We start from the raw sequence: 15,693 nt of genomic DNA, 5'->3' as shown, positions 1-15,693 counted from the left end.
GAAAATGCCCCCTATTCTACCACAGATACAGTCTTGAAATACCAGTTGATACCTCCGGTGATCGTTGCATCATCCAGCGTTGTTCCTTCTTTGCCCACAGTCTCTCCCGTATTGGTCTCGATCACATCGTCAAATACCCCGTTTTCTCCGGATAAAATCTGCTTCTTGGCTTCCTCTACTTTCTCTTTCGTTCCTTCCGCACAGAAATCCGCCATATCCGTGATGCTCACCAGATTTTCATTCATGCCGCCATAATAGTTGCTGCCGTCCCAACTGCCGTCAATGACGCTCTGCACTGCTGCCGTATAGTAAGCACTCCAGTTCCATACCACACTGCACAGGCAGGACTGCGGAGCATCCTTACTCATATCCGAGTTATATCCGATACTGTACACACCTTTTTCCTGTGCCAGTGTCTGGGGATATACGGTATCACAATGCTGTGCAATCACATCACACCCCATGTCGAGAAGCGTCTGGGCTGCTGCTTTTTCCCCTTCCGGATCGTACCAGCTGTTTGTCACCTTTACGTATACCTTTGCGTCCGGATTCACCGAATAAATGCCGAGTGCAAAGGCATCTATACCGCCGGTGACCTCCGAATTAGAAGAATCCATAGCTGCCACATACCCGATTTTATTGGAAGAAGTATTCATTCCCGCCACGATACCGCTCAAATATCTCGCCTGATAAATTCTGCCGAAATAGTTGTTGAAATTTTTACCGTTGCTCAGGTAGCCGGTGCCATGGGAGAAGTACACGTCCGGATATTCTTCCGCCATTTCCGCTGTAGTTTCCATATATCCCCAACTGGTAGTGAAGATGATATTACATCCTTCATCAATACATTCCTGAATTGCCTGTCTGGTCTCCTGCGTATCACTGTCATTGACATTAATCTTGCGGATGATCTGATCATCTGATAATCCCAGATTCTGCTGCATTCCCTGAATTCCCAGATCATGCGTATATGTATAACCGCTGCCCTCCGCCGGGTCCGACAGATGCAGTACTCCTACCTTAATCCTCTCCTTTGGAATCCCTGCGGTCTGTGTTGTCACGATGCTGCCGCTTTCCGACTGCACCACCTGCGTAGTCCCATTGCTACCCCTTGCCTCATATCCGATGTTCGTAGCATAATCGTCCACTTCTCCGGTATTTCCGCAGCCTGTCAGTAATGCACACCCCAGAAGAATTGCCGCTGCTTTCCAAAAGTTTCCTGTTTTACCTCTTCCCATATACAAGTACCCCTTTCTCTTTTGTAGTCTATGTATATCTCTTATCTCTACTGTCTGATTTCTCAGAATCGGTTGATTCTACAAATATAAACTACAGCCTTCCCTTATTCCCTGCTGCCATGGCAGGTAAAATAAATCACCTGATACTCTTTCGCGATCTCTGTAAGGAACCGCATTGCTCCCTTGGTCCGGTTCTCATCCAGATTCACAAAAGGGTCATCCAGAATCAAAAACGGCTTCTGTTCCTCATACATGGCTTCCACCAAAGCAAGTCTCATACAGATACCGATCAGGTCACGGTTGCCCAGACTCAGGTATCCGATGTCTCTGGGCATATTTCCTTCAATCACCTGTAATCTGGTATTGGCATCCATCTGATAATTTTCGCATTCCGTTCCCGTGAGAATTCTGTAATATTTCCGGAACCCCTGCATGACAGGTTCTGTATATTTCGCAGTGAACGAACTCTTTGCCTGTTCCAACAGATTTTTTGTCATTCCAAGCAATTCATATTGTTTGAATCCTTCCTCTGTCTTCTCCTGCAACGCTTTTAGCTCTTCCTGCATATTCTCTACATTATCCCAGGATTCCTGTAAGTCGGAAAGTTGTTTCTGATAGCTGTCGATAGTCTGAAAACATTCTTCCATACGTTCTGAAAGAACTTGCATTTCGTCTGCCAGGCTTTCCAGGGATTCTTCGCCCTCCGGTGCCTTCAGTGCCAGAAGTGCCGGAATGTCCTCTTTCACTTCAAACGCTCTTATCTCCTGCTCGCTTCTCCATAATTCTTGTAGCTCCTTCTCATAATCCTTTCTATGACTTTCCAGTTCGGCCAACTGTTCTTCCGGGTGCTCCTCCGGAATCAGTTGCAACGACATCAGATAGTCTTTTACCTGTTCTTCTATCGCTTCGTATTTCTGTTTTTGCTGTAAATATTTCTTTTGTTTTTCCTGTAAAAGCTGTCTCTGTCTGCACTTTCCCGCAAGTTCATGCAATGCCGCAAGATAATTTTGTGTTTCCGGTACTTCTCCGTATTCTGCAAAAAACTGCTGCAAATCTTTCTGCAATGCGGCAATTCTCGCAATCTTTTCATCCGATCCGTCCTGCTTCTGCCGCTCCAAAAGTGCCTCGTAATCTCTTCTCTTATTCTGCAGTTCCACAAGCCAGGAGGTCAGTTCCAGTCCTTCCCGAAGTCCCCAACGAGTGCAGAAATCCTCAATCTGTCCTTCCTCTATGCGGACCTGTGCCTCAAGTTCTTCCATTTCCTGTTCCAAATAGGAAAGCTCTGTATTTTCTCCCGTTTGGACTTTGGATCTGCCTGCTGTAAACAACAGTGCCGCTGCCACAGCTGCAATTCCCAGTACGATCAGGACTCCTCCGATCAATCCCTGTCCCAACAGGATCACAACAAAACCGCCAAGCGATAAAAGAATGCCAAAAAGCAATAGTATTTTTTTCCTTTTACCTGCTTCTTCCTGCTCCCGTAAGCATCTGGCATCTTCCTGTGCCTGTATGGATTGCAGGGTTTTCCTCTGTATTTCTTTCGCCTGCAGAAGACTTTTTCCTTCATTGCGGTTCGTCCAGGCATTTTTTACACTGTCGATCTCCGCCTCCTGCGGCATTCCTTCCGCAAAATATCCGGAAAGCTCCTCTAACCGTCTGCTCTCTTCCCCTGACAGGGCATTTTTTCTTGTCGCGCTTTCCAGGCTTTCAAGTTCTTGTGCCTCAGCATATTTTTCTTCCAGCCGGACATTGTCCGCCATGGGAAAATTATCTTTTAACTGCGCCTGTTCTTTCTCTGTCAGGCAATAGATTTCCATTGCCTTGCGGACAGAAATCCCCTGATTGCAGACGGCTGTTTTTTCGCGTAATTCTTCCCCTTTTGGTATCACACCGTTAAAATAGTTTTCCGCTTCTTTTAAAGTCTGCTGTCTCTCCGCCATTTTTGCACGCAGATCCAGGTACTTTTCTTTTTTCGCCTGCTGGTCCTTATAAATTCCCAGCTTCTTTTGTCTCTCCTGCAGTTCTGTCAGTTCCGCAGAAAGCTTTTCTCTCTCCTCGATTGCCGCCTTTTTCCGGGCATCAATACTTTCCATCGTATTCTGTATCTCCTGCCCGTTACGGATCTGCGTCTTCAGTTCCGTAATTCGGTCCTTTCTCTGACGGAGCAATCCGGTCTTGCGAGATGGAGACATGCTGTTTAACAGATCGTTCAACCGCTTGTCCGCTGTCTCAAAATTATTGATATCATCCGTATTCTCCGCCAGATTCCCGATCTTGGCATTGATGCCGTCCGTAACAAAGGTCTCGCAGTCATTCTGGGAGATAAAAATCGTCCGTTCAAAAGAGCCTCCGTCAATCTGAAACAACTCCTCTCCCAGCTTCTGTGAAAAATCACTGCTGGGTAAATGAGTCCGGGCATCCGTCAGCTGAAATTCATCCTCCGCCGCTTTATTTCCAAAAATTCTTCGCACAGAATACACTTTTCCGTCACTTTCAAACTGTAATTCTCCGCCGTATACTCCCTTCTGCCAAGGCGCATATCTCTTCCTCTCATTTTCCAGCGGATCTCTTTTGCCCTCATTGCGAAAACCATACAACATTACGCGCAAAAAAGACGCCAGCGTACTCTTTCCCCAGCCGTTCTCCTCACAGATCGTATTGCATCCCTCTGAAAAATCATAGGTAAAATCACTTAATTTTCCAAAATTCTCTATATGACACCGTATCAGCTTCATGCGTCCAGGATCTCCTCTCCGGCAAGTGCCTGCAATCCGTAATGGATCACTGCTGCCTTATCTTCTTCCGACAGATCCTCTCTGCCCATGACTGTGCGGATGAATTCTCCCTTCAAAGACACATCTTTTGCGAAGGAAGCATAATCTACCAGATATTTCGAACTGTCCTTGATCTTCACAAAATAGAAACGGCTGCTGAACTGATGCAGCAAAAAGTCCGTCTCTTTTTCACTTTCCACATCGACTTTACCGGTCAATTCATATTTTACCAGACTTTTCTCTGGATAATTGCCCGCATCGGTCTCTTCTTTCATGCGTTCCAGAATCTCCATCGTGGACACACAGCCGGTAATATCCACCGGAATAGTATAGAGATTCCGGGAAGCAAACGGAACAAACCGGCTCTCCACAGTGCCTGCTGCCTCATCCACGGAAAGCTCTACAAATCCATGTTCTCCGCATTCGTCAAATCCACGCCCTTCCAGACAACCGGGATAACAGTAAACTCCCCGGCCATCCAGACGTTCCTTCTTATAACCATGGATATGTCCCAGTGCCAGGTAGTCAATGCCTTTATTCTTCAGGGCGGTCAGATGTATGACCTCCGCCTTGTCCTTCGCACTGTATTCCGATTCCTGACCGTGCAGGACAACGATATTCACCAGGTCCGCATCCAGAGACAATGTGTTATAGACACTGCCGCTGTTCTCCGGATTCAATTCCACGCCTGTGATGCATACCTTTTTCCCCAAAGGAAAGCTTGTCCATTTGCTGTCAAACAGATGAAGGTTCTCCGGAATCTGCGAAAGTCCCCCGGTAAAGCTGCCTTCATCATGATTGCCCTGTAAATAATAAAATTCAATTCCGGGATGCCCCACGATCAGATCCTTCACCACATTCCGCGCGGTGGCTGACACATTTTTCGTATCAAACAGATCTCCCGCAATGAGAATGGCATCCACCTCATGGGCAGCCCCGTATTCCACCATTTTCCGAAAGGTTGTCAACAGCTCCGTCCTACGCTCTCTGGCTTTTTCTCTGGTAAGATTTGCACTCATTCTGGAATCCAAATGGATGTCTGCGCAATGGATGATTTTCATTCTGCCGCCTCCCTTTTCACGTATTTACTATCCTTTATTATATACGAAACCCATGGCGGATACAATAAAAAGCGTACCGGAATCGAGACGGTCATTTCTCAATTCCGATACGCTTAATCATTTAAAAAATATTGATTTTACGGGAAGGAATTATACCTGTAAGTTTCCTGCCGCAATCAGTTTACCGCTTTTTCTGTCAAATAACAGAATATCTTCTCCACCGATCTCGAACTTCACTTCCTGACCGATCTTGTAAGCGGTATTGCCGAAGACCACGCCGGTCAACAGGAAATCACCGATGCGAAGCTTAATCGTGGATTCCATACCGGTGGGCATGGCACCGTAGATCACGCCGTCCAGTCCTGCACCATCGTGTAATTGCAGGGCTTCGGGACGTACACCGATGACAAAATCCTCGTTGGTGATCACGGGAGCTTCCTGCAGTGCGTAATCGTCCTCGTTCACTCTGGCAATATGATACTTGAAGACTTCATCCTTATTGGATTTCTCCACAGCTTTCTTATCCTGCATTTTCTCTTTGTGACGGGCTGCCTCATCGGCTTCGTTCTTATCTCTCTCTGCAAACCATCTCTGCAGATCCAGATGTTCTTTCGGAACAAACTTTGCCTTTCTACCGTCTAAGATCGTCACATCCAGGCTGCCGTTTTCATTCTGCACACCCTTGGCTTCGATAAAATTAATGGAAGGATTTCCTACGAAATCAGCCACAAACAGGTTGTTGGGTCTGCTATACACAGTCAATGGTGCTTCATACTGCTGCAATACACCGTTGTTGATCAGACAGATCTTCGTTGCCAGTGTCATAGCTTCCATCTGGTCATGGGTTACATATACGAAGGTGCTTCCGGTCTCTACATGCAGACGCTGCAGTTCATATCTCATTTCCAGACGGAGTTTCGCATCCAGGTTAGACAGTGGCTCATCCATGAACAGTACCTGGGGTTCCGGTGCCAGTGTCCTGGCAATAGCAACTCTCTGCTGCTGTCCACCGGACAGTTCTGCGGGATAACGGTTCATGAACATTCCGATCTTAACGATACGAGATACTCTACGTACCGCCAGGTCTATCTCTTCCTTGGAATATTTTCTGACCTTGGTTACTACCTTGCCACCGGATACGACTTCGAATTTCTCGTTAAGCTCTTCCCCTTTTTCCTTATGACCTGCCAGGATGCTGTCCAGCTTGGCAGTCAGTTCCTGCTTCTTTTGTTTTGATGCACTTTCTTTGTCTGCCGCCTCGTGGAGTTTGTAATTATACAGCTCCTTTGCAGTATAGATAGAAATGGTATAATTATCGATCAGCTTCAGGTAGACCATATCCAGGTCTAATTTTCCCTTTTTATCTCTACATTCCTCAATGAGTTTTACCAGCTCTCCCGGATTCTCCAGTGCCTTGATCATACTTTTTAAAGCTTTGGCATCCTCATCGATCACGGGAAGTTCTTCCTTGATATTGCCCAGTCCGAAGGAGATGTTCTGGTATACCGTCATATTCGGCCACAGTGCGTAGTTTTGGAACAGGAATCCGACTTTTCTCTTATTTGCAGGAACATTGATTCCCGCTTCACTGTCGAATACCACCCGGTCTCCGATCTTGATCTGCCCGCTGGTAGGGGTCTCCAGACCGGCGATCATACGTAAGGTAGTGGTCTTGCCGCAACCGGAGGGACCAAGCAGAGTGATAAAGGAATTGTCCTCCATATCCAGACTCAGATCATCTACCGCATAGAATTTTCCCCAACGTTTTGTAACATGTGTTAATTTGATTTCCGGCATAGTTATTTACCTCCGATACCTTCATCCAGGCTAGACCCGGTCAGTTTATTTACCAAAGTGTTAAAGATCAGGATCGTTACGATCAGGATCAGGTTAATGGCGCTGGAGAATGCATACAGTCCCATCTCATCGAAATAATCCAGTGTCGTGGAGAGGATAAAGCCCTGCGTACATAACAGTAAGAACAGGGACAGCTCTCGCAGACAGGTCATGAACGGAAGCATATATCCGTTGATAATGGAAGACTTCTGGATCGGAATGATGATCCGCAGCATCCGCTTGTACCAGGGAATATCCTGGATGATGGCCGCTTCCTCGATCTCTCCCGACAGCTGCAGCATAGAATTCAGTGCACTTCTGCTGGCGAACGGAATGTACTTGATCACGCCTGCGATGATCAGCAATGTGTAAGTATTGAACAGGTTGATCTTGTCATTGGAGAACAGGATGAAGAAAGCTGCGCCCACTGCCAGGGACGGCATCAGGTACGGCAGGAATGCCACACCATTGACGTAATTCGCCCACTTGCTTCTCCGGTTCTTGGATACTGCATAACCGATCAGGGTGCCGATCGTACCTGCGATCAGAGCACAACATACAGCGACTAACATCGTTCCCTTGAATGCTCTCCAGATCAGCGGATTGTGGAGGATACCGGGCTGTCCGTACAGAGCACCGGCTCCGTTATTATCCGTCAGCCACCACTTGGTGGTCAGAGCACTGGGATCCATGGTATACAGGAAACTGTAATCTCCCGGATTCGGAAGGAAAGTCTCCAGTGCGAAGGACAGGATCGGGAAAATACTGGTGAAGAAAGTGATGACGATCAGGATGATCGCGATCAGATATTTCCCGACTTTTCCTAAGTTGATCTTGGAGATCTGTCCGGATTTACCGGTAACCGTCGTATAATTCTTACGGCTCTTTAAGCTCATCTGGTTCATTAACAGGATCGCCACACCGAAGATCATCATGATGATGGCAAGAATACTGGCTTCCCCGGTATACTTGGAGTTCATGGAGATGTACTTGGTGGACAGAGTGGTCAGTCCCAGGTAGTGAGGTACGGGATAACTTCCCATGGCGCTTCCGAATACCAGCAGGATTGTGGAAAGAATCGCCGGTTTTACCATGGGTAAAGTAATACGGAACATGGTCTTCCACTTCGGTGTATCCAAAATCGTCGCTGCTTCCTCCAGATTGGCATCCATGTTGCGGAAGATGCCGCCGATCAGGATGTAGGCAAAGGGGGCATAATGCAGTCCCAATACTACTGCACTGGGGAACAGCCCCAGGCACCACCATTTGGGCATCGTAATGTGAAAGAGCGAAGCCAGCAGTCCGTTGGAGGTTCCGGTGACTGCATTACTGTTGAACATATTCTGCCATACCACTGCCAGTGTCCACTGGGGCATGATGTAGGGGAAAATAAAAATGGAGCTTAAATATTTTTTACATTTTAAATTGGTTCTCGTAATTAAGAATGCGAACAAACCGCCGAACAGAATGGAGATCAGGCAGGTAAAGACTGCCAAAAGAACAGTATTTAACAGCGGTGTCCACAGATTTGTTCTCGCCAGTTTACTGGTGAACAAATCCACATAGTTAGCAAAGGAATATCCGCTTGCTTTTCCGGTAAGATGTGCATCGATGGTGCCCGGATGAATCTTGAAGGTATCCTCGACGATTGCCACGATCGGCGCCACTGTGGTAAAAGTAAGTACGATACCAAACAGAAGCAGAATGATATTTTGTGGCTTGGAGAAATACGTCTTGATCTTGTTCAGAACAATCACCATCTTGCTTGTTTTTTTTGTGGCACTCTGATTCATGGTTAACCTCTCTTCCCAATACAAGCTTTTGGTCCTGTAAACCATCCACCCCTGCGAATAAGAAAACTGCTACTTACATGCAGGCATGATGTAGCAGATTTTCTTATTCTGACAGGACAAATAGTCACTTTTTTATATCATATATCACTCAGCAGTATACTTCGGTAACAGCTCGATCCAGCTTCCTACCGTGAAGGATACGGATGCACAGTACTCAGGATCTTCCAGCACCAGTTCGCCATCGGTAGACCACCAGTCGAAGCCTCTGTCATTCTTGCTCTCGTATACAACATTACCGTTCTCATCATTACCGCCGGTGCTGTGCTGATAGGTAGCTTCGATTGCCTTTGCCACTTCAGGGTTAGCGGAATAACCGCCCATGTCTTTGCCCCATGCGCTGAAGCCGTTTTCCGTACAGGTCATGTATGCGATGAAAGCACATGCAGTCCAAGGCAGCGGGCTGTTATCGGTAACAAACAGATAATGGCAGTAACCGTATCCGCCGATTCCCTTATAATCATCCTGATAAGCGGCAACCTTGATATTGTTCACAGATACACCTGCGGATTCTTCTACGGAGCGCAGTTTACTGTATACTAACAGTCCACACTGATCGGTAGCGGAATCGGATACCAGCGTATTACAGATAGGTCCATCATCGGTCTGGGCATTGTAGCTGCCTACCCAGAGCTTGATCCATGCCAGGGCATATTTACCATCAGCGCCTAAGCCTAAATCATTTGCCTCGGATTCCATCTCATCAATCGTGGGCTGGAAGTAAGCCTGCTCATCAGCGGGTAATGCATTGAAAGCATCCTTTAACATGGCTGCGTATTTGTCTTCGGTCAGCATGTACAGGAAATTCTTACCTACAACCTCGGAATCAATATCCATGAACAATGCGTGAGTTCCTTCCGCTACGAAGTCCCAGCAGTTGTCATATACTTTATCTCCGGTACAGTTGTATTCGAATACCTTATTCAGCGTCTGTAATGCCAGATAACCGTCCACCGCATCTGGTGTGGTTCCGTTAGCCTCTGCCCATTCCTTGGGAATGAACGTATCCAGTATTCCGGTCTGTGTCATCTTGGATTCGATCTGATTACCATCCTGGATCAGGGTCATTGCGAAGGTTCCTTCCGGCTTCAGGGAATCAGCGGTCAGCTGTTCAAAGATCTTGTTGTTCTTAGGCTGCTGCCAGTCAAATTCCATGCTGTAAGAAGGATCAATAGACTGCAGATACTCGATGAACAGAGGAAGTGCTGCTTTACCACGGCTAGAATTACCTACACCGTAAAAGGTCTTGCCGTTGGATTCTTCGATGGCCTTCTGTGCCAGTTCCTCCATGGTCATTCCTTCTGCCTGTTTGATGATCTGTTGAGTTGCAGTAAGATTTGCGTCGTCGGCTACCTCCGGGGTCTTGGTCTCTGCCACCGTCTCGGTTCCGGCTGTCTGTGTGTTATCTGCGCTTCCAGTTGTCTGGTTCTGGGTCTCGCTGCTGCCGCATCCGGCTAACATACCAACACTCAGTGCACAGATCATAAGTAACGATACTACTCTTTTCTTCATATGCTGTCCTCCCTTGAAACATATAGTTTGTATAACCCTTCATGGTCCACTTACTTGGAATGGGATGTTTCCCTCTTCCGTTCTGATGATTCTATTATACGTTGGGAATTCAGCAATTTGTATAAGGCAAAACTGTTATTATTTTAATATTTCTGATACTATGTATAGTTTTTCAGTTATTTCGTCGTTTCTTTTGTGCATCTTTGTGGTTTTACATGCTTCTATCCTGGTATTCGGAGGGAGTGACACCAACAATCCTCTTAAAGCTGCTGGAAAAATGTGCAACATCACGATAGCCTACCTGTTCTGCGACTTCATACACCTTATTCCGGCAGTCATTCAACAGTTTCATGGCAGTGCGCATACGAACTCTGGTGATGTATGCCGCCACCGTATAATCCGTCTCCCTTTTGAAAGTATGACTCAAATGTCCTTCACTGATCCCCAGGTGCTCTGCGATCTCTGCCACACACAGTTCCGGATCCCCATAATGAGCGGAAATATAGTCTACGGCTGCCATGACATATTTGCTCTTGTCGCCTTTATTTAAGACCAGTTCAGGAAGCGGCTCATCCTTGCTGTTTTCCAATTTTTCCTGTGTCCTCTTACGTTTCTCCAGTGCATTGTTCACTGCCTGTTCCAGTTCCCCGTCTCCAAAAGGCTTTAACAGATAGTCACTGGCCAATAATTTCAGGGCGCTCTGCGCATAGGAGAATTCACTGTAAGCAGTTAAAAAGATCACACTAACATCATTGCCTTCTGCCCTCAGTTCCTTCAGCATTTCGATGCCGTCCATTTTGGGCATACGGATATCGCAGATCAACAGATCCGGATGATATTTCCGCACGGCTTCCAGTCCTTCGATCCCATTGCCGGCTTCCGCCACGACGACACAGTTCAGTGCCTGCCAGTCTGTCTCCATCACGATTCCTCTGCGCACCAGCATCTCATCATCGATCACGATCACTTTGTACATCGTATTACTCCCTCCATTATTTCTTCCCGTTTTCTGTATACTCCCCACTATCCGATAAAAATTCCTCTCTGTCCGTTGCTCTGTATCGGTTCCTCAGGCTTCTCCGTATCTTACCGGCAATCGTAATGTCACTTTCGTACCGTGGACTTCGCCTTCCTCTTCTGTTCGCTGTCCGTCCGTAGGGTTTTCGGCGTTTGAGGTAAGACTCTCCATATGGATGCCGTATTCTTCCCCATAGGTCAGCCGGATAATGGTATCCACGTTAGAGACCCCGATATGCCCCACCAGCTGCTCCTGTCTTCTGTGATTGATGGCATCTATCCGTTCTTCGGGAGCGCCGCAACCGTCATCAGTTACTTCAATACGCAGGACATCTTCCTGTTCTGTGATCCGCACAAGGATATTTCCTTCTTCACTCTCCTTTAATCCGTGCAGTACCGAGTTCTCCACGATGGGCTGTATGATCAGCTTGGGGATCACGCATTCTTCCAGTCCCTCCTGCAGATCCACGGTGTACGAGAACTTATCATTGAAACGGATCTTCTGGATATCTACATAACAATTCACCAGTTCCAGTTCTTCTTTCAGATAGATGAACTGTCTCTTGGAGATACTGGCCCTAAGGATCTTCGCCAGTCCCGCCGCCATGGTAGCGATCTCCGGGATATGGTTGGCCTTCGCCACCCATTTCATGGTGTCCAGTGTGTTATACAGGAAATGAGGATTCAGCTGTGCCTGCATCATGGCAATATGGGAAGCATTGAGTTCCTTCTGCTTCTCCACCTTATCCTGCACGCTTTGCTCCAGTTCGTTGGCCATGATATTAAAGTTCCGGGACATCTGTCCCAGCTCGTCCTCTCTGTCGGAGACGATCCTGACGGTAAGGTCTCCTTCCTGCAGTGTACGCATGGCCGTATTCATCCGTTCGATAGGACGGGTCATATTTCTACCCAGCCGGGAAGCCACCAGAACACACAGAATGACACTGATGGTCAGCATCACGATCAACACACTGTACATGGAGTTCAATACTTCTGTTGAAAACACGCTGGGACAGGACAATGCAGTATACAATCCACTGTCTCCCAGCGGCTGGATCAGCAGTTCTCCGGCACGATATACTCCCAGCAGCTTATGACCAACCATGAGTTCTTCCCGGATCTGCTCTTCCTGCAGGTTACCATTATCATAAATGGTTCTCCAGAAGGGGTCCATGATTGCTACCTCCGCTTTGGCATTTCCCTTATCATGAAGCACTTTTTCAAAATTTTCTGCGCGCATGCTGATCACAATATAGCCTTCCGGTATACCGTCTTTTCCCATAAGTTTACCCGCTGCATACAATAAAATCTTGCTGTCATTAGTATCTGCACGCCGCAGCACCAGCGTCTCTTTACTATCCTCGACTGCTTTCAGAATGCCCCAGTATACCGGCAGATCTGTCTTGGCACTTCCCTGTGCCGTAGTGTAAATACATTTTCCGTTTTTATCATACAGATCAAATTGGGCATATTCTCTGTAATCAGTCACTTCCCGATAGAATTGCAGGTAAATCTTGCTCTTCGACCAGGTGTCATCTTCACCTATCTGTTCCACGATCCGGGTGTTAGCATTTATATTCTCCACTACCATCTCGAACTCCTGAAACAATTCCAATATGCCAGCATCTATCTGTTCCGCCTGCTCTGTTACTTTTTTCTCATAATCGCTGTTGATCTTGGTCTCCATAGTCTGGATCAGGGATACCCCAAAAAGCAATAACGGCAATAACGCAACTACACCGAAGCAGACCAGCAACTGTCTGTGAAACGACTTTTTAATCCACTTTTTCATCTGTTCTCCCCTGTAACGTCTCCCATGTGTTCAGAATTTTTTCCTTTTCCTGAGAAGCCCAATGAATATCATAATCGATCGTTTTTAATTTTGTCTGCTCCGGTGCTGCATACTCTTCCATATCATTGCGGACAGTTCTCCGGAAAAAGGCTTCCTCCACCAGTCTCTGTACATCACTACTGACGGTAAATTCCAGAAATAATTTAGCATTTTCCATATGCTTTGCGCCCTTAACGATCGCTGTAGCGTCCGGTATGGCACTGGTGCCGTCCGTGGGGTAGATCACTGTAATATCTGCCCCTTCCAGAATCTTCTGTCTCGCCATTCCCTCCGTGGTAATACCTACCAGTCTGGTTCCGGCATTGACTTCCTCCAGTACTGCCACAGATGAGGGTGACAGGTAACCGTCCAATGCACCGGTAAAATCCTCCAGCGTCTTCTGCGCATCCTGATCCGATACCTGAAGCATCGTACAGAGTGCTGTATAACTACTGCCGGATTTCGTGGGATCTGCGAACGCGATCTTTCCCTTCCAACGATCGGTCTGCAATTCCTCCCAGGTTCTGGGAGCCGCTACGGGATAGACCAGTTTATTGTTATAGATAAATACAGTCGGCAGCACAGAAAAGGGCGTATAGGCATCTCCCTCCGTGCGATACTGTTCCGCAATTTGATCTATTTCGCTGACTTTATAAGGTTCCAGATAGTCTCTGCACTCCTCAAAATTCTCAATACCGCCACCGAACATGACGTCAAAGGTACCGGGTGCATCCTGTTGTAATTCATCAAAAAGTGCCAAAGTATCTCCTGCTTTGAGCTCTACAAAAATCCCTGTACGTTCCTCAAATTCCTTGATGATCGGTTCATATACATCTGCTTTGTGAGCGGTATAGACGATCAGTTTTCTGTCCTCCGGGATCTGATAGACCGTCTCTTCGGACTTGCTGCAGCCAGTAAATAACAGGAGCGCCGCAGTCAGTCCGGACAGAACAGATATTCCTGCTCTATGTTTTTTACTATACGAAGTCCTCATAACTTTGCCCTTATCTTTTTCGTTTGTTTATTTTCACTGTATTGCTTCTGTTATCTCTCTGGTTTTTCGATTTTGCTCCCGGCTGCTGTCTGTTGCAGTCTCCGCATCCGGTCGTACTGCACATACATTTTTTGCACTTCGTTCTCCAGGATGTAGTAGTGGCGGATGTATGGGATCAGCAGGATCAGGATCACTACCGGGAGTAATAAGGTAAAAAGGCTGTCAGAGATCACACTTAAGACAATCGCCAGCATCTCTAACAACGCAAAGGTCACCGTAACGATCAGATGGATCAGGCGCTCATGTTGAAAAAATCCCACCTGCACCAGATGCTCCTTAAGATTGTCCTGAACCATTTCCTGCATGGTCTGTTCCTCGGTATCCGTTTTCTTTATGTCAGTTTTCTCTGTGTCAGTTTTCTGTGTATGCGTCTGCCTCTGTACAGCCTGCGTTGAGTATTCACCGTGCTGTGACAATGTCTGTACGTTCTGCTCCATTTCTGTCAGCCATTCATCTATCTGTTTTCGATATTGCAAAATGCGCTGCTCCATTATTTTCCCCACCTTCCCGGTACTTGTATTACTCCATCATAGCTATTCTTTCGTTTTTCGTCAATGTGTCATAAATACAAATAATTCCAAAACAGTTATTTTCCTCCAAATACAGATTCTTGTGCAAGCACAAATCTGTACTTGGCTCATCGTATACACAAAAAACGCCTCTATGCATACGCATAAAGACGTTTTCCTTCATTTAAAACATAAAAATGGGGCCTATAGGGCTCGAACCTATGACCCTCTGCTTGTAAGGCAGATGCTCTCCCAGCTGAGCTAAGACCCCATAAAGATTAATGAAAATCTTTAGCGACCCAGATCGGACTCGAACCGACGACCTTCGCCGTGACAGGGCGACGCTCTAACCAACTGAGCCACTGGGCCATATTTATTATTTATCTTATGAAATGGAACTGCTTTCAGTGGACCTTCGGGGACTCGAACCCAGGACCGACCGGTTATGAGCCGGTTGCTCTAACCAACTGAGCTAAAGGTCCGCAACCCTTTCGGGACTGATCTGTGATCAGATGACTCCAACGGGAATCGAACCCGTGTTACCGCCGTGAAAGGGCGATGTCTTAACCGCTTGACCATGGAGCCGCAATATTTATTTTCTTATGAAAAAACTCCCCGAGTAGGGCTCGAACCTACAACAACTCGGTTAACAGCCGAGTGCTCTACCATTGAGCTATCGAGGAAAATGTCTTTGCGTAGCAAAGCCATTTAAGAAAATGCTTTGCATTTTCCGTGCATTGCCAAGCTACTTATAAAGGGAATTTTGTTCCCTCAAAACCGAACACTGAAACCTCATCTCTTATATCCTAACTTACATCCTTTTTCCTATCCAAAACCTTTGGTCAAGCCCTCGACCGATTAGTAAATGTCAGCTGAACACATTGCTGTGCTTACACCTCATTCCTATCTACCTCGTAGTCTTCAAGGGGTCTTACTCATTTCTGAGGGATATCTCATCTTGAGGGGGGCTTCACGCTTAGATGCCTTCAGCGTTTATCCCTGCCGGACTTG

At 46.8% G+C, this 15,693-nt stretch carries 10 protein-coding genes, 5 tRNA genes and 1 rRNA gene; all 16 read right to left on the bottom strand.

Features of this window, described 5'->3' with window-relative positions; genetic code table 11:
- Positions 1-11 precede the first annotated feature (11 nt).
- Positions 12-1,238: a BMP family ABC transporter substrate-binding protein gene (locus FYJ59_RS00080; RefSeq protein WP_205839410.1), complete on the bottom strand. Its 1,227-nt coding sequence runs from the start codon at positions 1,236-1,238 to the stop codon at positions 12-14.
- 104 nt (positions 1,239-1,342) lie between these two features.
- A complete protein-coding gene (locus FYJ59_RS00075) occupies positions 1,343-3,973 on the bottom strand; it encodes an AAA family ATPase (RefSeq protein ID WP_154494774.1) in 2,631 nt (876 codons plus the stop codon).
- Positions 3,970-5,073 (bottom strand): metallophosphoesterase family protein, encoded by a 1,104-nt coding sequence (locus tag FYJ59_RS00070; protein WP_154494773.1) that lies wholly within the window; start codon positions 5,071-5,073, stop codon positions 3,970-3,972. The genes FYJ59_RS00075 and FYJ59_RS00070 overlap by 4 nt, the downstream gene beginning before the upstream one ends.
- A 150-nt stretch (positions 5,074-5,223) precedes the next feature.
- On the bottom strand, positions 5,224-6,870 hold the full coding sequence (locus tag FYJ59_RS00065) for an ABC transporter ATP-binding protein (RefSeq protein WP_154494772.1): 1,647 nt from the start codon (positions 6,868-6,870) through the stop codon (positions 5,224-5,226).
- Positions 6,871-6,872: 2 nt separating this feature from the next.
- Positions 6,873-8,702 (bottom strand): ABC transporter permease, encoded by a 1,830-nt coding sequence (locus FYJ59_RS00060; protein WP_154494771.1) that lies wholly within the window; start codon positions 8,700-8,702, stop codon positions 6,873-6,875.
- A gap of 144 nt (positions 8,703-8,846) precedes the next feature.
- Positions 8,847-10,271, bottom strand: a complete 1,425-nt coding sequence (locus FYJ59_RS00055) for a hypothetical protein (RefSeq protein ID WP_154494770.1) — start codon at positions 10,269-10,271, stop codon at positions 8,847-8,849.
- 211 nt (positions 10,272-10,482) lie between these two features.
- Positions 10,483-11,247, bottom strand: coding sequence for a response regulator transcription factor (locus tag FYJ59_RS00050; protein WP_154494769.1), 765 nt, complete (start codon positions 11,245-11,247; stop codon positions 10,483-10,485).
- 93 nt (positions 11,248-11,340) lie between these two features.
- Complete coding sequence (locus FYJ59_RS00045) at positions 11,341-13,080, bottom strand: cache domain-containing sensor histidine kinase (RefSeq protein ID WP_154494768.1); 1,740 nt, start codon at positions 13,078-13,080, stop codon at positions 11,341-11,343.
- On the bottom strand, positions 13,064-14,113 hold the full coding sequence (locus FYJ59_RS00040; protein WP_154494767.1) for an extracellular solute-binding protein: 1,050 nt from the start codon (positions 14,111-14,113) through the stop codon (positions 13,064-13,066). The genes FYJ59_RS00045 and FYJ59_RS00040 overlap by 17 nt, the downstream gene beginning before the upstream one ends.
- 50 nt (positions 14,114-14,163) lie before the next feature.
- Entirely contained in the window at positions 14,164-14,664 is a 501-nt protein-coding gene (locus FYJ59_RS00035; RefSeq protein ID WP_154494766.1) for a hypothetical protein, read from the bottom strand.
- A gap of 216 nt (positions 14,665-14,880) precedes the next feature.
- A tRNA-Val gene (locus FYJ59_RS00030) sits at positions 14,881-14,953 on the bottom strand.
- Between the two features lie 24 nt (positions 14,954-14,977).
- Positions 14,978-15,051 (bottom strand) — tRNA-Asp (locus FYJ59_RS00025).
- A 39-nt stretch (positions 15,052-15,090) separates the two neighbouring features.
- Positions 15,091-15,164, bottom strand: a tRNA-Ile gene (locus FYJ59_RS00020).
- Between the two features lie 31 nt (positions 15,165-15,195).
- A tRNA-Glu gene (locus tag FYJ59_RS00015) sits at positions 15,196-15,267 on the bottom strand.
- A gap of 26 nt (positions 15,268-15,293) precedes the next feature.
- Positions 15,294-15,365 (bottom strand) — tRNA-Asn (locus FYJ59_RS00010).
- A gap of 155 nt (positions 15,366-15,520) precedes the next feature.
- A 23S ribosomal RNA gene (locus FYJ59_RS00005) occupies positions 15,521-15,693 on the bottom strand; the annotation flags it as partial.

It is taken from the genome of Waltera intestinalis (assembly GCF_009695995.1).
Taxonomy (GTDB): Bacteria; Bacillota; Clostridia; order Lachnospirales; family Lachnospiraceae; genus Acetatifactor; species Acetatifactor intestinalis.
The sequence above is the reverse complement of the archived record's forward strand: the minus strand, read 5'-3'. Positions and strand labels throughout refer to the sequence as shown.